At 63.2% G+C, this 16769-nt stretch carries 14 protein-coding genes and 12 tRNA genes; 9 read left to right on the top strand and 17 right to left on the bottom strand.

Going from position 1 to position 16769, the window contains the following annotated elements; translation table 11 throughout:
- Position 1: 1 nt before the first annotated feature.
- Positions 2–1225, bottom strand: a complete 1224-nt coding sequence (locus GHT07_RS16805) for an MFS transporter (RefSeq protein WP_194792972.1) — start codon at positions 1223–1225, stop codon at positions 2–4.
- Between the two features lie 167 nt (positions 1226–1392).
- On the opposite strand from GHT07_RS16805, the gene GHT07_RS16800 reads away from it, so the two are divergent.
- The 6 genes from GHT07_RS16800 to GHT07_RS16775 are packed head-to-tail and all read left to right on the top strand — an operon-like array spanning position 1393 to position 10006.
- On the top strand, positions 1393–3372 hold the full coding sequence (locus GHT07_RS16800) for a DNA topoisomerase IV subunit B (protein WP_153586257.1): 1980 nt from the start codon (positions 1393–1395) through the stop codon (positions 3370–3372).
- A 13-nt stretch (positions 3373–3385) separates the two neighbouring features.
- Complete coding sequence (locus GHT07_RS16795; protein ID WP_153586256.1) at positions 3386–3946, top strand: GNAT family N-acetyltransferase; 561 nt, start codon at positions 3386–3388, stop codon at positions 3944–3946.
- A gap of 29 nt (positions 3947–3975) precedes the next feature.
- Positions 3976–4863, top strand: a complete 888-nt coding sequence (locus GHT07_RS16790; protein ID WP_153586335.1) for a lytic transglycosylase domain-containing protein — start codon at positions 3976–3978, stop codon at positions 4861–4863.
- Positions 4864–4914: 51 nt separating this feature from the next.
- Positions 4915–6054 carry a GGDEF domain-containing protein gene (locus GHT07_RS16785; RefSeq protein WP_153586255.1) on the top strand — a complete coding sequence of 380 codons (1140 nt, stop codon included), beginning with the start codon at positions 4915–4917 and terminating at the stop codon, positions 6052–6054.
- 44 nt (positions 6055–6098) lie between these two features.
- Positions 6099–8447: a DNA topoisomerase IV subunit A gene (parC, locus tag GHT07_RS16780; protein WP_153586254.1), complete on the top strand. Its 2349-nt coding sequence runs from the start codon at positions 6099–6101 to the stop codon at positions 8445–8447.
- Positions 8444–10006 (top strand): class I adenylate-forming enzyme family protein, encoded by a 1563-nt coding sequence (locus GHT07_RS16775; protein WP_228488402.1) that lies wholly within the window; start codon positions 8444–8446, stop codon positions 10004–10006. Before parC ends, GHT07_RS16775 begins: the two co-directional genes overlap by 4 nt.
- A gap of 69 nt (positions 10007–10075) precedes the next feature.
- Here the strand turns inward: GHT07_RS16775 and GHT07_RS16770 are convergent, their stop codons facing one another.
- The 16 genes from GHT07_RS16770 to GHT07_RS16695 form a co-directional block, all read right to left on the bottom strand.
- The gene (locus GHT07_RS16770; protein ID WP_153586253.1) at positions 10076–11218 is read right to left on the bottom strand and encodes a slipin family protein; all 1143 of its coding nucleotides are present in this window, start codon (positions 11216–11218) and stop codon (positions 10076–10078) included.
- Positions 11219–11457: 239 nt separating this feature from the next.
- Positions 11458–11530 (bottom strand) — tRNA-Met (locus GHT07_RS16765).
- A 198-nt stretch (positions 11531–11728) separates the two neighbouring features.
- Complete coding sequence (locus GHT07_RS16760) at positions 11729–12292, bottom strand: HNH endonuclease (protein ID WP_153586252.1); 564 nt, start codon at positions 12290–12292, stop codon at positions 11729–11731.
- A gap of 63 nt (positions 12293–12355) precedes the next feature.
- Positions 12356–13558: an RtcB family protein gene (locus GHT07_RS16755; protein ID WP_153586251.1), complete on the bottom strand. Its 1203-nt coding sequence runs from the start codon at positions 13556–13558 to the stop codon at positions 12356–12358.
- Positions 13559–13680: 122 nt separating this feature from the next.
- Positions 13681–13765 (bottom strand) — tRNA-Leu (locus tag GHT07_RS16750).
- Between the two features lie 8 nt (positions 13766–13773).
- Positions 13774–13858, bottom strand: a tRNA-Leu gene (locus GHT07_RS16745).
- A gap of 8 nt (positions 13859–13866) precedes the next feature.
- Positions 13867–13941 (bottom strand) — tRNA-His (locus GHT07_RS16740).
- 9 nt (positions 13942–13950) lie between these two features.
- Positions 13951–14026, bottom strand: a tRNA-Pro gene (locus GHT07_RS16735).
- Between the two features lie 9 nt (positions 14027–14035).
- Positions 14036–14111: transfer RNA gene (locus GHT07_RS16730), tRNA-Ile, on the bottom strand.
- 10 nt (positions 14112–14121) lie between these two features.
- A tRNA-Arg gene (locus GHT07_RS16725) sits at positions 14122–14198 on the bottom strand.
- Between the two features lie 17 nt (positions 14199–14215).
- Positions 14216–14291, bottom strand: a tRNA-Phe gene (locus GHT07_RS16720).
- Positions 14292–14298: 7 nt separating this feature from the next.
- Positions 14299–14373, bottom strand: a tRNA-Asp gene (locus tag GHT07_RS16715).
- A gap of 102 nt (positions 14374–14475) precedes the next feature.
- Positions 14476–14552 (bottom strand) — tRNA-Glu (locus GHT07_RS16710).
- A 5-nt stretch (positions 14553–14557) separates the two neighbouring features.
- Positions 14558–14634: transfer RNA gene (locus GHT07_RS16705), tRNA-Thr, on the bottom strand.
- A 149-nt stretch (positions 14635–14783) separates the two neighbouring features.
- Positions 14784–14859: transfer RNA gene (locus GHT07_RS16700), tRNA-Asp, on the bottom strand.
- 181 nt (positions 14860–15040) lie between these two features.
- Positions 15041–15229 (bottom strand): hypothetical protein, encoded by a 189-nt coding sequence (locus tag GHT07_RS16695; RefSeq protein WP_153586250.1) that lies wholly within the window; start codon positions 15227–15229, stop codon positions 15041–15043.
- Positions 15230–15364: 135 nt separating this feature from the next.
- Between GHT07_RS16695 and GHT07_RS16690 the strand changes: the two genes are divergently transcribed.
- The 3 genes from GHT07_RS16690 (at position 15365) to GHT07_RS16680 (ending at position 16623) form a co-directional block, all read left to right on the top strand.
- Positions 15365–15730 carry a hypothetical protein gene (locus tag GHT07_RS16690; RefSeq protein WP_153586249.1) on the top strand — a complete coding sequence of 122 codons (366 nt, stop codon included), beginning with the start codon at positions 15365–15367 and terminating at the stop codon, positions 15728–15730.
- Positions 15714–16196 (top strand): SEC-C metal-binding domain-containing protein, encoded by a 483-nt coding sequence (locus tag GHT07_RS21790; protein WP_153586248.1) that lies wholly within the window; start codon positions 15714–15716, stop codon positions 16194–16196. Before GHT07_RS16690 ends, GHT07_RS21790 begins: the two co-directional genes overlap by 17 nt.
- Positions 16197–16356: 160 nt before the next feature.
- Positions 16357–16623, top strand: a complete 267-nt coding sequence (locus tag GHT07_RS16680) for a hypothetical protein (protein ID WP_153586247.1) — start codon at positions 16357–16359, stop codon at positions 16621–16623.
- Positions 16624–16769 lie beyond the last annotated feature (146 nt).

Below are 16769 nucleotides of genomic sequence, written 5' to 3'. Positions count from 1 at the left end.
TTCAGGCGCCTTGCGGTTGCGGCGTGCGGGCAATCGGCGCCTCACGCACGGGCAGGTTGACGATGGCGGCAAAGATGCCCAGCGCAATCGAGATGTACCAGACGATGTCGTAGCTGCCTGTGCGGTCGTACAGCAAGCCGCCGAGCCACACGCCCATGAACGAGCCGATCTGGTGGCTGAAGAAAACAAAGCCGCCCAGCATCGACAAATGCGCGACGCCGAAGATCTGCGCCACGGTTGCATTCGTCGGCGGAACGGTCGACAGCCACAGCAGGCCCATCACGCTGGCAAAGATGTACACCGACATCGGCGAGATCGGCACCCACAGGAAGACAGCGATGGCCGCTGCCCGGCCCAGGTAGATCGTCGCGAGAATCTTGCGCTTGGCCAGGCGTTGGCCCAGGGTGCCGGCGATGTACGTGCCGAAGACATTGAACAGGCCAATCAGCGCGAGCGCGTAACTGGCGACTTGCGGCGACAAACCCTTGTCTTTCAGGTAGCTCGGCATGTGTACGCCGATGAACACAACCTGGAAGCCGCACACGAAGTAGCCCGCCATGAGCAGCTGGAAGCTCGGGTACTTGAAGGCTTCACGCAGCGCCTGCAGGATCGACTGGTCGCGCTTGGGCGCCGTGCCGCCGGCAAATCCCGGTTCACGCAAGCCGAATGAAAGGGGCGCAATCAGCAACACAAAGAGGCTGAGCGTGATCAAGGCCTGCTGCCAGCCCAGCCCCGAAATGAGGAAGCCTTCAACCGGCACCATGAGGAACTGGCCGAACGATCCGGCGGCTGCCGCAACACCCATGGCCCAGGAGCGCTTGGCCGGGTCGATCTGGCGGCCGATCACGCCATAGACCACTGCGTACGTCGTGCCAGCCTGCGCCGCACCGAGGACGACGCCCGTCGTCAGGGTGAACATCAGGGGTGTTGTCGACAGCGCCATGCCCGCCAGCCCGAGGCCGTACAGGATGCTTCCGCCGATCAGCACACGGGCGGCACCGAAGCGGTCGGCCACCATGCCCGCGAAGATGCCGAAGATGCCCCACGAGAGGTTCTGTATTGCCAGCGCAAACGAGAACGTCTCGCGCGTCCAGCCCTGGGCCTGTGTGATGGGCTGCAGCCACAAGCCGAAGCCGTGGCGAATGCCCATCGAGAGGGTGACGACCATGGCGCCGCAGATGAGCACCTGCGTCATGGAGAGCTTTTGTGGCGTGACTGCTTGCATCGCTCGACTGTAGCCAAAGGCCCGGCGCGTTGCTGGCAGCGGGCATGTTCGCCACATTGAAAGTTTTGCGGCTCATTGATGTGCCGTGAACATCAATCCAGGTGCAAAAGCGCAAAGCTGTACATTCATACAGCAAAAGTCAAACCGCGACTACAATCCCCCCTCCCATGGCAAGCAAACTTCCTGCAGTCGACTCCGCCGCGTACTCTGAAGGCTCGATCCGCGTCCTCAAGGGCCTCGAGCCTGTGAAGCAGCGCCCGGGCATGTACACCCGCACCGACAACCCGCTGCACGTCATCCAGGAAGTGCTGGACAACGCTGCCGACGAAGCGCTCGGAGGCTACGGCAAGCGCATCAAGACCACATTGCACGCCGATGGCTCGGTCGCCATCGAAGACGATGGCCGCGGCATCCCTTTTGGCCTGCATCCTGAAGAAAAAGTGCCTGTCGTTGAAATCGTGTTCACCCGCTTGCACGCGGGCGGCAAGTTCGACAAGGGCAAGGGCGGCGCCTACAGCTTCTCGGGCGGCCTGCACGGCGTTGGCGTGTCAGTGACCAACGCCCTGGCCAAGCGACTTGAAGTGACAACGCACCGCGAAGGCCAGGTCGCCAAGATCGTGTTCGCGGCGGGCGACGTGATTGAGCCTTTGCAAGTGCGCAAGGCGGTCGAAGGCGACAGGCGCCAGGGCACGACGATCCGGGTCTGGCCCGACGCGAAATATTTCGAGACGGCGCAGCTGCCCATGGCCGAGCTCGCGCACCTGCTGCGCAGCAAGGCGGTGCTGATGCCGGGCGTGACCGTCTCGCTCGTGAACGAGAAGACCAAAGACTCTCAGAGCTGGCAATACAAGGGCGGCCTGCGCGACTACTTGATGCAGACGCTCAATGGCGAGCCTGTCATTCCGCTTTTCGAGGGCGAAGGCTTCGCGAAGGACAACGACAACTTCGCCGAAGGCGAGGGCGCGCAGTGGTGTGTTGCCTTCACCGAAGACGGCCAGCCCGTGCGCGAGAGCTACGTCAACCTGATTCCCACCAGCGCGGGCGGCACGCACGAAAGCGGCCTGCGCGACGGCCTGTTCACCGCCGTGAAGAGCTTCGTCGACCTGCACTCGCTGCTGCCCAAGGGCGTGAAGCTGTTGCCCGAAGACGTGTTTGCGCGCGCTTCCTATGTGTTGTCGGCCAAGGTGCTCGACCCTCAGTTCCAGGGCCAGATCAAGGAACGGCTGAACTCACGCGACGCCGTGCGGCTCGTCTCCAGCTTCGTGCGGCCAGCGCTGGAGCTGTGGCTCAATGAGCACGTCGAATACGGCCGCAAGCTTGCCGAGCTCGCGATCAAGGCGGCACAGTCGCGCCAAAAAGCCGGCCAGAAGGTCGAGAAGCGCAAGGGCTCCGGCGTTGCGGTGCTGCCGGGCAAGCTCACTGATTGCGAAAGCAAGGACACGAGCCACAACGAAGTCTTCCTGGTGGAAGGCGACTCGGCCGGTGGCAGCGCCAAGATGGGCCGCGACAAGGAATGCCAGGCCGTGCTGCCGCTCCGCGGCAAGGTGCTCAACACCTGGGAAGTCGAGCGCGACCGACTGTTCGCCAACACTGAAATCCACGACATCGCGGTGGCGATCGGCGTTGATCCGCATGGCCCGGACGACACGCCCGATCTCTCTGGCTTGCGTTACGGCAAGATCTGCATCCTGTCTGATGCCGACGTGGATGGCTCGCACATCCAGGTGCTGTTGCTTACACTGTTCTTTCGCCACTTCCCCAAGCTCATTGAAGCGGGGCATGTGTATGTTGCCCGGCCGCCGCTCTTTCGCGTGGATGCGCCGGCGCGTGGCAAGAAGCCGGCGTCCAAAACCTATGCACTTGACGAAGGCGAGCTCACGGCTATCCTCGACAAGCTCCGCAAGGAAGGCGTGCGGGAAGGCGCCTGGAACATCAGCCGCTTCAAGGGCCTGGGCGAGATGAGTGCGGAACAGTTGTGGGACACGACACTCAATCCGGACACCCGCCGCCTGCTGCCCGTGCAGCTCGGCCGCAGTGGATTCGCTGATACTGAAAGTTTGATCACCAAGCTGATGGGCAAGGGCGAAGCCGCCGCCCGCCGTGAATTGATGGAACTCCACGGCGATGCCGTCGAGATCGACGTTTGACTTCTGGAAACGCATGACCGCAGCCAACTTCTCCGCCACTTCGCCTGCCCGCACGGCGGCGTGCGTGAGGCTGCGGCCCACGATGTCCAGCGATCTTGAATACGTGGTCTCGCTTGAGCAGGACCCGGAAAACAATCCGTTCATCACCCCCTGGGACCGCACCCAGCATGAGGCCGCGATCCGCTTCCCGGATTTCCGCCACTTCATCATCGAGGCGGGTGAAGACTTGGCAGCGGCGGGCTTCCTGATCCTCATCGGCTGCCGCAGCCCGCACCAGTCGCTCGAGCTCAAGCGCATGGTGATCCAGGCCAAGGGGTTCGGTTTTGGCCGTGCTGCGTTGCGCGCCGCCAAGAAGATCGCTTTTGACGACCTGCATGCCCACCGCTTCTGGCTCGACGTGAAGTCGCGCAACTCGCGCGCCAAGGCGCTGTACGACAGCGAAGGCTTCGTTGAAGAGGGGTGCCTGCGCGAAGCCGTGAAGCTGGAGAACGGCTTCGAGTCGCTCATCGTCATGTCGATGCTTCGCACTGAATTCACGGGCCGCCGCAGCCTGGCGCTGGAGGTGCGGGGGTGACCATTCGCAACGCCTTGCTGGCTGGCCTCATGCTGTTCGGCGCGCTGCCCTTGGCGCACGCCGAAGTGTGGGGCTATGTCGATAGCAAGGGCGTCGCGCACTTCGCTGCCGGCAAGGTCGATGAGCGCTATGAACTGTTCTTCCGCGGCGGCGAAAGCTTCGACACGTCACGCGGCGTTGGCAGCACGGCCCGGGCCGTGGCTGTGCCCACAGCAGCGCCCAAGCTCATTGCGTTCTTCGAGATTTCGCCAAGCTACAAGCAGGTCAAGCATCACCTGCGTGAAGCCTCCAAGGCCAACGACATCGACTATGAATTGCTCAAGGCGCTGATTGCGACGGAGTCGGGCTTTGATGCGTCGGCCGTGTCACCCAAGGGTGCGGTGGGCTTGATGCAAGTCATGCCCGCCACAGCCGAGCGCTATGGTGTTTCGAGCGATGCCAAGGCGCCCGTCGCCAGAAAGCTCGCTGACCCGGGCACGAACATCAAGACAGGCTCACGGTACCTGCGCTACCTGCTCGACTTGTTCCCAGGCAAACTTGAACTGGCGCTCGCTGCGTACAACGCAGGCGAGGGCGCCGTGATGCGTGCGGGCAACCGCATCCCGAACTACCCGGAGACGCAGAACTACGTCAAGACGGTCATGCAGCTCTACACGATGCTCAAGCCGCCGGCGACCATCATGGGCGGCGGCCGGGTGCCGGGGCGTGTGCACATGGAAATCCCGGTGGGTGGGGCTGCGGGCCGCGGCAACTTGCCGCCTGCCTCGCCCAGTGCGGTGAATGGGCCCATAGCGTCGAACTCGCCCACGGTGCCGGCTTCACCGGCAAGGCCGCGCACCACGGCGGCCGCCGCGCTTTTGACGTCGACGCCTATCGCCGCTGTCATGCAAGACGACGGCAAGACCGCGCGTGAATAACGGGCGCCGTCCGCAAGCAGTACCCCCCGCGCCGACGAAAGGCGTTTCCACGTGATCCTGCCCGGAGACCCCGAAGAGCTGGTGGCGCTGGGCGCCTTTGCGGGCGCGCAAATCGTGGTGCTGTGCTTCAGCGTCATCATCGCCAACGCCTATCGTGAACGAGCGCTGCTCGTTCACGGCGCGTCGATCACGCTCGCGCTTCTCACCGTGCAGCTGATCGTCGGCGGGTCGGCATTGCTCGCCCAGGCGGCGATGCTCGCGCTGCTGGCGGTCGACGGCATGCACCTGCGCGAACTCGTGAGCCACGCGGGCGCGCTGCGTACGTTGCGCCGTGTGTTGATCGTCACCTGCGTGGCCATGTTGCCCGTACTGGCTGTGGTGGGCCACGTGGCAAGCGTGCCCCTGCTGCTGCCTGCGGCCGTGGCGTGGGCCACTGTCGTGACCGTCATCATGCTGCGCGCGTGGCCGCAGAGCCAGCCCTGGGCCAGCTGGCTTGTCGCAGGCCAGCTGGCGCTCGCCTGTGGCGCGATCTGGCAGGGATGGCACTCGCTCGATGGCTCGCAGGACGGCGTGATTTCGCTCGCCTTGTTGCTATCGGTCTGGGCCACCACGACCTACCTCTCCAGCGTGTGGCGCAGCCGGATCTCGGCGGAGACGCGTGTGCGAATCGATGCGCGCAACACGATCGATCCGGTCACGGGCCTGCTCATGCCGCTGATCTTCTACGACCGTGTAGAGGCCGTGCGCAGCCTGATGATCCGCTACGGGCACCCGAGCGTGCTGCTCTTGATCCATGTTGAAAACGTGGCCAGGCTGACGGCTGAATTCGGCCCGGGTGTGGGCGAGTCGGTCTTGCCCGAGGCGGCGGACCGCATTCGCGGCATCCTGCGCGAGGGCGATGTCGCAGCGCGCCTGTCGCAATCGCGCATAGCGGTGCTGGCCGAAGGCATGGCGACCGCCGAAGCGGCTGGTAACGTGGCCAGTCGCATACTCGTGGCCGGCATGAAAGAGCCGCTGCCGCTTGCCGCCACTGAATTCCTGCATTTCCGCATCATCCTGGCAGCCGTGCCGGTGGACGACATGCCGCCCAAGGCGCTTTTGCAGCGCATGGCAGACAAGCTCGACGAGCAGGTGCGCACGCCGAGCGAAAGGCGCATCGTCACGCTCACCGGCGAAGAGCTGCTCGCCTGATTTCAATCACCCACCTTCGTATTTCGCAGTAGGCAGATTTCCCCATGGAGCAAGACCTGATTTCCCTCGCCGCGGGCGGTGACGACAACGAGCTCGACCTCGCTTCGTACGCACAACGCGCTTACCTCGAATATGCGCTCAGCGTCGTCAAGGGCCGCGCCCTGCCAGATGTGTGCGACGGCCAAAAGCCCGTGCAGCGGCGCATCCTGTATTCGATGGAGCGCATGGGCCTGGGCTTTACCGGCACGGGCGGCGCGCGCCCCGTCAAGAGCGCGCGCGTCGTGGGCGACGTGCTCGGCCGCTTCCATCCGCACGGTGACCAGGCCGCTTACGACGCGCTCGTGCGCATGGCGCAGGATTTTTCACAGCGCTACCCGCTTATCGACGGCCACGGCAACTTCGGCAGCCGCGATGGCGATGGCGCCGCAGCCATGCGCTACACCGAAGCGCGCCTGGCCAAGATCACCAACTTGCTGCTCGACGAGATCGACGAGGGCACTGTCGAGTTCATCCCGAACTACGACGGCAGCACGCAAGAGCCCAGGCAGTTGCCCGCACGCCTGCCGTTCACGCTGCTCAACGGCGCGAGCGGCATCGCGGTGGGTCTCGCCACGGAAATTCCTTCGCACAACCTGCGTGAAGTTGCCGATGCGTGCGTGGCGCTCGTCAAGAACGCGAAGCTGTCCGACGAAGAACTGGCCGAGCTGTTACCCGGCCCGGACTACCCCGGTGGCGGCCAGATCATCAGCCCCGCCGCCGACATCGCCGAGGCGTATCGAACGGGGCGCGGCTCATTGAAGGTGCGGGCACGCTGGAAGATCGAAGAGCTCGCGCGCGGCCAGTGGCAGATGGTCGTGACCGAACTGCCGCCCGGCGTGAGCTCGCAAAAGGTGCTCGAAGAAATCGAGGAACTCACCAACCCGAAAGTGCGCGCGGGCAAGAAGGCGTTGAGCCAGGAGCAGATGCAGCTCAAGCAGACCGTGCTGTCGGTGCTTGACGCTGTGCGCGACGAGTCGAGCAAAGACGCCGCCGTGCGCCTCGTGTTCGAGCCCAAGACGAGCCGCATCGAGCAGCAAGACCTGATCACCACACTGCTTGCGCACACCAGCCTTGAAAGCTCGTCGCCGATCAACATGACCTCGATCGGCATGGACGGCAGGCCCGTGCAGAAGTCGCTGCGGCAGATCTTGCTGGAGTGGATCGAATTCCGGCACCAGACCATAGAGCGGCGCTCGCGCCACCGCCTGGGCAAGGTGCTCGACCGCATCCACATCCTCGAAGGGCGGCAGCTGGTGCTGCTGAATATCGACGAGGTGATCCGCATCATCCGCAACGCCGAAGAGCCGAAGCCGGCCCTGATCGAGCGCTTCAGGCTGAGCGACAGGCAGGCCGAAGACATTCTTGAAATCCGCCTGCGCCAGCTCGCGCGCCTGGAAGCCATCAAGATCGAGCAGGAGCTCAAGGAACTGCGTGACGAGCAGAAGAAGCTCGATGAAATCCTGGGCAGCCCGGCAGCGCTTCGCAGGCTGATGATCAAGGAAATCGAGCAGGACGCCAAACAGTTCGCCGACGCACGCCGCACGTTGATCCAGGCCGAGAAAAAGGCCGTGGCCGAGATCAAGCTGATCGACGAACCAGTCACGGTGATCGTCTCGCAAAAGGGCTGGGTGCGCGCACAAAAAGGCTGGGCACGCGACAAGGCCACCGGCGCACCCATCGCGCAGGAATACGTGTTCAAGGCGGGCGACGGTTTGTACGGCACGTTTGAATGCCGCACGGTCGATACGCTGCTCGCTTTCGGCAACAACGGGCGCGTGTACACCGTGCCGGTCGCAAGTTTGCCGGGCGCGCGCGGCGACGGCCAGCCGGTGACGACGATGATCGAACTCGAAGCGGGCACGCAGCTCGTTCACTACTTCGCCGGTGCCCCAGGGGCGTGGCTGCTGCTCTCGGGCTCGGGCGGCTACGGCTTCCTTGCGACGGTGGAGAACATGATGTCGCGCCTGAAAGCGGGCAAGGCCTTCGTGAGCTGCGGCGAAGGCGAGACGCTGTGCAAGCCGTCGCCTGCCAACGTGGCGCCGCAACCAGCGGCCACGCATGTGGCGTGCGCATCAACGGGCGGGCGCATCCTCACATTCGAGATCAGCGAGTTGAAGCCGATGGCTAACGGTGGCCGCGGCCTGATGCTGATCGACCTCGACAAGAACGATTCGCTCGCTGGCGCTGCGGCCTACACGCGCAGCGTGAAAATCGTGGGCGTGGGGCGCGGCGGCAAGGACCGTGACGAAACGCTGGAGATCCGCTCGCTCAACAACGCGAAGGCCGGGCGCGGCCGCAAAGGCAGGGCGGCAGACCTGGGCTTCAAGCCGACGTCTGTCGAGCGGGTGGAATGATGGGCAAGATAGCCACTTCCACCGCGTCGACGGCGGCCGCTGCCGACGTCCCGCCATTCCGCGCAATCGCTGACCTCGCTCGCGAACACGCCGCTGCACGCCCCCATGCACGTGCGCTCGTGCAAGCAGGGCGCAGCGTCACGTGGGGCCAGCTCGACGCGATGATGGATCGCGTGGCCGCCTCATTGCAGCGCGACGGCTTCAAACCGACCGACAGCATTGCGATCTGCGCCTACAACTCGCTCGAGTACGCGGCCGTGTTCCTCGGCGCGTTGCGCGCGGGCGTGGCCGTGGCGCCGCTGCCGACGGGCGCGCTGCCGTCGCAGATTGGCACGATGGTGGAAGACAGCGGCGCGAAACTTTTCTTTGTAGATGCTGTCGTTCCCGCATTCGGAACGAAAGCAAAACGCATTCGGCTGGATGTCCCCGGCGCTGATTCATTCGAGCAGTGGTTGATGCCCGAAGGCGCGAAGCCCAGGCGCGTCGTGACCAGGCCCGAGTGGCCGTTCAACATCATCTATTCATCGGGCACAACTGGCACACCGAAGGGCATCGTGCAGTCGCATGCCATGCGCTGGATGCATGTTGCGCGCGGCGAGGGCTATGGCTACGGCCCGCAAGCCACGGCGATGATTGCGACATCGCTTTGTTCGAACACCACGCTCGTCTGCTTCTTCCCCGCCATCGCCAAAGGCGGCTGCGTCGTGATCGGCCCGCCGAAGTTCGACCCTGCGAAGTACCTCGCCATCGCCGAGCAGGAGAAAGCCACGCACACCATGCTCGTGCCGGTGCAGTACCAGCGGATCATGTCGCTGCCGGATTTCGGCAAGTACGACTTGCGAGCCTTCCAGATGAAGTTTTGCACCAGTGCGCCGTTCCATGCCGAGTTGAAGGCGGACATCCTCAAGCGCTGGCCCGGTGGCCTGGTCGAGTTCTACGGCATGACCGAAGGCGGCGGCACCTGCATCCTCGATGCGCACAACCACCCCGACAAGCTGCACACGGTAGGCAAGCCTTCAGAAGGCCATGACATCCGGGTGATCGACGAAGACGAGCGCGAGTTGCCGCGCGGCGAGATCGGCGAAATCGTGGGCCGCTCGCGCGCCATGATGACGGCCTATCACCATCAGCCGCAGAAGACACGCGAGGCCGAGTGGTACGACGCCGAGGGCAATCGATTCATTCGCACCGGCGACGTAGGCCGCTTCGATGATGACGGGTTTGTCACGCTGATGGACCGCCGCAAAGACATGGTGATTTCAGGCGGCTTCAACATCTACCCCAGCGATATCGAAGCGATCCTGCGACAACACGCAGGTGTCGCTGATGCAGCTGTAGTGGGCGTGCCGTCGCTAGAGTGGGGCGAGACGCCTGTCGCGTTTGTGGTGCCGTCGAAAGAGCGAATTGCTGAAGAGGCGTTGCGCACGTGGGCGAACTCGCAGCTCGGCAAGACGCAGCGTTTGAACGCAGTGCGCTATCTCGATGAGTTGCCGCGCAGTGAGATTGGCAAGGTACTCAAGCGGCAGTTGCGGGAGAAGTACACGGCGCAGTCGGCTTGAGGCTTCGCCTTGGCTGCGAGGCAAAAAAAAAGGGCTCCACGCCGAAGCGGGAGCCCTTTCAGGTTGCAGTCATCGCGGAGCCAGTTTCACCAGCCCGTTGAGCACCTGGTCCAGACCTCCGAAAACGGAGATCTTGTCAATGCGCTCGGCGATGCGCTCCAGCGTCTCGAGCTCCTTCAGGCGCAAGGCGACGGGGTTGTCCTCCATCACCTTGGCCGTGTTGAGCAGCGAGCGCGTTGCCGCCGTCTCTTCGCGACGGCGAATCACGTTGGCCTCGGCAGCCTTGCCGGCTTCGACCACCTGCGCGAGGATGGTCTTCATCTCGCCTGGCAGCACGATGTCCTTCACGCCAACACCGTCAAGCTCCAGCCCAAAAGCCGACAGCTTCGCGTGCACGTGTTTGAACACCACCTCGTCGATCACTGTCTTGTTCTCCAGCAACTCGTCGAGGGTGCGCGTGCCGACTGCAGCGCGCAGGCCGAACTGCAACTCGCGGTACATCTGCTCGGCCGGCTTGGCCAGCTGGGCGTGTGCCTTCAGCACGTCTGTGTAGCGCCAGGTCGCAGCGAGGTTCAGGCGCAGGCTCACCTTGTCTTTGGTGAGAATTTCCTGGCCGGTGACTTCGACGACCTGCAGGCGCAAATCGACAAGTTCCACCGCGATGTTGTGCCCGAACTTCCAGAACGCGTAGCTGCCAGCCTCGAGCAGGCGAGTGACTTTGCCATCGACATACAGCAGGCAGGCGCCACGGTCGGGCACCTGCACTTGCAGCACGCCAGCCAGCCCGGTCACCGCGCGCTGGCGCAGCTGCGTCTGGGTCAGGCGATGCGCGAGTTCGTCAGGCAGCTGCGGGTCGCCCGCGATATCCACGACATCGACGCGCACGTCAACGACGCCGCGCCAGTAGAGACGCCGCGTGGCAGGCGGCAAGATCTCGACCAGCACGCCGTTCTCGCAGCGCAGGCCTGCCTGCGTCTCGGAGAGTTCGACGCGAACAAAGTGCTCGGCAACCACTGCGGGCTCGCTGGCCAGCAGGTAGTCAGCGATGGTGTGCGTGAAAGCGGGCTGTTCGAGCGCGAACTTCTCGACAGTGAGCTTGTCCACAAGGCTGGCGAGCACGTGCGTGCCCGGGCCAAGGATGCGCTCGAAGTCGCCGTTGCGCAGCAGCATGCCGCGCTCGTTTTTGCGGATAGTGACACGCTTGAATTCCATGTTGTTCTCCTTTGAGGGGCGTGTGTTGAAAAGATGGGGTTGCCGTTACAGGGGCACGGCGGGCCTGCACTGCCAGGGACCGGGTGCCACGGTGCGCCGCCGCCATTCAAGGGGCTGGCTGGCCGTGGACGCGAATCCCCGCTTGGCACAGACACAGGACCGGGCCGCTGACATCGTTTGCTCGCCGCATGGCGGACAGCAATTGATGCGTTCGGCGGGGTGGTCTTTCGACCGTTCTATGGTGTTGGTACAGGAGTCGAACCTGTGACAGACGAGTTATGAGTTCGTTGCTCTACCACTGAGCTATCCAACGTGGCAGCGATGCCGGGAATCGAACCCGGGGACACACCAAGTCATCGCTAGCTTCCTTCGGTTCCGGCAATGGCGGCACGTTCGGCGCCGACGGCTTGAGGGCCGGGCGCCGCACGCCGGCGGGGTTTGGGAGCCCCAGCCTGTAAGCGCATTGCTTTTCCACGAAAGAACTGGGACGCGACGCCGCGAGCGGCAAGCTCACTGCAGTCGCGAATGTTTGGGCAACCGTGCGGCCAGCCACTCGTGCACATCGGCGCGGATGCGACGGCCTTCCAGCAGGAAGCCTTCGAACCGGTTCGGCACGTACGGCAGGTACAACAGCGGCATGCCTGCTTCCTCGGGTGTGCGGTCGGCCTTGCGCGCATTGCACGCGGCACATGCCGTCACGAGGTTCATCCACGAGTAAGGACCGCCGCGGGACTCAGGCACGATGTGCTCGACCTGCAGCACGCGCTCGTCATGAACCTCGCCGCAGTACGCGCAGGTGAGCCGGTCGCGGCGCAGCAGTTTGCCCTTGGTGACGCACACCGGTACGTCGAACAGGTTGACACGTGAATGGCCGCGCACAGCGACGATCGGGTGCACCGACAGAGTCGATTGCAGACCTGTCACGCTGTTCCAGCCGCCACGCAGCACGGCGAGCGGGCCGGCGCCGTCAGCCCACGCCACCGAATCGGCAGCGTAGTGCAGCGCTGCCTGCTCGAGCGAGATCCAGGCTTGCGGAGTGCCCTGGATGTCCAGTTGCAGGACAGTTGATTTCATGGGTTTCTCCAGTAGATGGGTGCCGGTGCGGCGAGAGGTGCCGACACCGGTTCACTCTCCGGGTCAGCCCTTCACGCACAGCACCTGTTTGAGGGTGTGAACGACCTCGACGAGATCGGCCTGGGCGGCCATCACGGCGTCGATGTCCTTGTAGGCGCCTGGAATCTCGTCCAGCACGCCTGCGTCCTTGCGGCACTCGACACCCGCCGTTTGCGCGGCCAGCGCATCGAGGTTGAAGTGACGCTTGGCGGCGCCGCGCGACATGCGTCGTCCGGCACCGTGGCTGCAAGAGCAGTACGAGAGCGGATTGCCGCGGCCACGCACGATGTAGCTGCGCGTGCCCATGGAGCCCGGGATGATCCCGAGCTGGCCCTCGCGCGCGCTCACCGCGCCCTTGCGCGTAATCCACACCTTCGAGCCGAAGTGCTCTTCGATCGTTGCATAGTTGTGATGGCAATTCACGACTTCGGTGGTGACCTTGATCGGATGCGCAAGCGTTGCACGCAACGCGTTCAGCACCCGAAACAGCATCAGCTCGCGGTTCAGCGCTGCGTAGTCTTGCGCCCACTGCAACGCCTCGACGTACTGGTTGAACTCGGCGGTGCCTTCGTTCAGCCACGCGAGATCCTTGTCAGGCAACCCAATACCAGCGTGATGCGCAGCTTCCCGCGCCATGCCGATCGCCGCTTCACCAATCGTCTTGCCGATGTTGCGCGAGCCGGAGTGCAGCATCACCCACACGTCGCCGGCCTCGTCGAGACACAGTTCGATGAAGTGATTGCCACCGCCGAGGGTGCCGAGCTGGCGCCAGATACGGCGGGCATCCACGCGGCGCAGCGTCGTCAGAATCGCGAGCGTCTCGAAGCGCGCATACAGCGCCTGCATCTTGGTGCGCAGGTCGCGACCATGCGGCCCTTGGTGCGTTGGGTTGAGCTCGACGTCGTGCACGTCGAAGCCGACAGGCACGGCTGCTTCGATCGCCGACCGGATTTGCATCAGGCTCTCGGGCAGTTGCGCCGCCTTCAGCTGCGTGCGCAGCGCGGCCATGCCGCAGCCGATATCGACACCCACAGCAGCAGGGATGATCGCGCCACGCGTTGGCACCACGGTTCCGACAGTGGCGCCCTTGCCGAGGTGCACGTCGGGCATCACAGCGATGTGCCCCGCAACGATAGGCAGGCCCGCGATATTGCGGATCTGTTGCATGGCGTCCCATTCGATTTCGACGCCTTCAGTCCATGCCTGGACGTTCTTCATGAGTTCCATAGAACCTCCTTGATTGTAGAAATTGGCGGGGGCGGCAGGATTCGAACCTGCGATACCCTGGTTCAAAGCCAGGTAACTGAAGCCGCTCGTTTACGCCCCTGCGTCGCTACTGCGCGATGTGGTGGTCCCCTCGGTCCGAGTCGAACGGACATGCCCGTGGGCCCCGGCTTCTGAGACCGGTGCGTCTGCCTATTCCGCCACGAGGGGATCAATGCTGGTGCCCGATGCAGGTCTCGAACCTGCATGCCGCGAGGCCACGGCTTTTGAGGCCGCTGCGTCTGCCGATTCCGCCAATCGGGCAAATGGTTTGGGGTGCGTGGTCGGGATCGAACCGACGACCACCGGGACCACAACCCGGAGCGCTGCCACTGCGCCACACGCACCACTGATGCTGGTCTCCGCGGAGAGGCTCGAACTCCCGACCCCATGCTCCCAAAGCACGTGCGCTACCAACTGCGCTACGCGGAGAAACGAAACTGGTAGCCACGGCTGGAAACGATCCAGCGACCTCTCGGTTATCGACCGAGTGCTCTTCCGACTGAGCTACGCGACCACGCGAAAAATGGTGCCCCGCGCACGATTCGAACGTGCGACCCCCGGCTTCGTAAACCGGTGCTCTTGTCCGCTGAGCCAGCGGGGCGAATCTGCAATGTGGACTGGTGCCGCAAGATGGGATCGAACCACCCACGCCTGCGTTTTCAACACAGCGCTCTACCATCTGAGCTATTGCGGCATTTATCTGGCGGTCCGTGCGGGGATCGAACCCGCGGCCCTCTCCTCGACAGGGAGACGCTCTTCCACTGAGCTAACGAACCATTGATGGGTGGAGGTATGGGGCCGGTGACGAGTTCCGGCGCCGCCCTATCTTTGCGGCCGGTTTCCGCCCCGCGCGTGAGCACGTGGGACTTCTGGTTCATTGGCGTCATGTACGGGATTCGAACCCGTGTTCCCTGCTTGAAAGGCAAGTGTCCTCAGCCGGCTAGACGAACACGACGTATCTGGTGCCCAGGGCGACGATTCGAACGCGCGACCGGCTGCTTACAAAGCAGCTGCTCTGCCAACTGAGCTACATGGGCCTATTCCATTTCGGCTGTGTCCAAGCGCGAGTGGCCAGAAGAGCCGGCCAGGTTCCCTCGCTGCACATGGGGGGCGACCCCGTGCACATCCCGCCCTTACCGTTCCCACGGCGCGCGCGCCAGGCGGTGGTGCAAGGGCACACCCGAAATGGAGCGAACGGTGGATGTTGAATCCACGACCTCGAGAGTGACACCCTCGCGCTCTTTCGACTGAGCTACGTCCGCTTTGGTTGCGAGGTTTGCATCCGGCCAGTACCGGTGCAGCCTCGCGGCAACTTGTTAATGAACATCGCTGCTTGCACAGCATTGCGGTGCGATGACCGCAGGCCCCGGAGGACAGGAAAACAAAAAGGCCCGGTTCCGTCAGGAAACCGGGCCTCTCGTGCGAGAAGTGAGCAGGACGCGTTTACACGTCTTGCTGACCCGGATGTTGATGGGGATCGCGATAACCGTGGTTCCACGGCTCCATGCCAAAGCTCTCAAGCCCGCATGCAAACGCAATCTGGTTGGCGACCACCGTGGCGGCCACACGCATAGACCTGCCCCGTGCCGCTGTGCGGGTGGGCTGGATCGATAGCTGCTGAAGCGTTTTCACGATGTGTCCTAGATAAAACTCAGTTGATGGCGATGAAGTGCCAGAAGCACGTTGGATGCGGACTGTAAAGACTCTTAACTAAACTGTCAAGCGCTGCGACAATCAAGTTGTTTCACGTTGCACCTGAGTCACAAGTTGCCCAACATCACAGTCACAAGACGACAGAACGCGCTGGCCCTGTTTCAGGAGTTCGCGGCGCAGCAGCTCGCAGCAGGCGAGCCGGCCAAAGGAATGGAGCAGGCCTTTGCTGCTGCATTGGAGATTTCGCCGAGCATGTGGAGTCAAGTCAAAGCGAGCAGACCGATTTCAGACAAGCTCGCGCGGCAGATTGAGAGCCACACCAAAAAGCCTGCGGGCTGGCTGGACACAGAACAGGCGGTGCCAATAGCGAACGCGGCCGAAGAGCGGTTTGTGGAACTGGCGCGGTCTGCGTGGCGCGCGGCAAACGCCGGGAAGAAGCGCGAATTGATGAGAGTGATGCGGGATGAAAGCAAGCGGTAGGTGCATCGCACGTGTGCGCCTACAATCCGCCGGCCCCGGTCGTCGGGGTCTATTTTTTTTCGGAGGTGTGCCATGCGTACAACCAAGAGCCTCCTCGACCAACACTGGTTTTGAGGTCACGAGCAAGCGTCGAAAAGGTTTCCCGTCGGAAACACAAGTCAAGCGCGGCGACCGCGTTGTCAACGGGCGCAAGGAACTGGTCGAGAAACTTGGCCGCAACGACCCGTGCCCCTGCGGCTCCAGTCTTCGGTTTCAAGCGGTGTTGCATGCTCAGCGGCGACTACGACGGCTCCGATCGCGATCATTTCTTTCAGGGATTGAAGAGGCAGCGATGCTGAGCCGTATGCGGCCTTTGTCGCCGCCTTTGTACGGAACTGCGCCTGATAAACCTGTAGCAGCGAGGGGCGCCACACTTTTATCGTGCAGACGCTCCGAATATTTGGCGCTTTTATCCAGCATGCAGTAGTCTGCGTGATAAAAGTTTCTGGGTTGAAGGCAACAGGGGCGCAGGCATGCAAAGACGGGTTGTGAATCAAAGACTTGCGTTTGAAATGGCGCGTCGGCCGGGAAGTGCGTCGCACTTTTATCCGGCGGGTTTGCTGACTACATTACGTTAAACCGCAAAAATGCTCACGTTTCTTTGCCTGACCCTTGCCGTCGTGACGTTGGTGGCGCTCACCACACACGTTGTCATGTGGTTCTGGGCGTATCAAGAGGTGAGAGCTATTGACTCTTGGTCGCAGCAGGCGCGGGTACTCAACGCTTGGTGGATATTCGATAAAAGTCTTTTGCCGAAAGAGCGTGATCACCTTCGGGTCACCGCACTGTGGAGCGGCCTTGTCGGCGCTTTGGGAAGCTGGGCGCTCGTCTATTTGGTGGACAAACTGCGGTGAAGTTGCGGCTTAACATGTCAATCGACACGGATGCACAGCAGCAGGCTGCGGCGCTCGCCGCAGTTGCCGTGCACCGGTCATTTTTACGTTATGCCGCATCTTTTTCGGCTTGCGTTTTCGTAGCTCGCTGAGTGTTTTGAGCAGGC

Origin of the sequence: Caenimonas koreensis DSM 17982, assembly GCF_009646335.1 — a bacterium.
In the GTDB taxonomy this organism is placed as follows: Bacteria; Pseudomonadota; Gammaproteobacteria; order Burkholderiales; family Burkholderiaceae_C; genus Ramlibacter; species Ramlibacter koreensis.
This window is presented reverse-complemented; position numbering and strand designations above follow the sequence as displayed.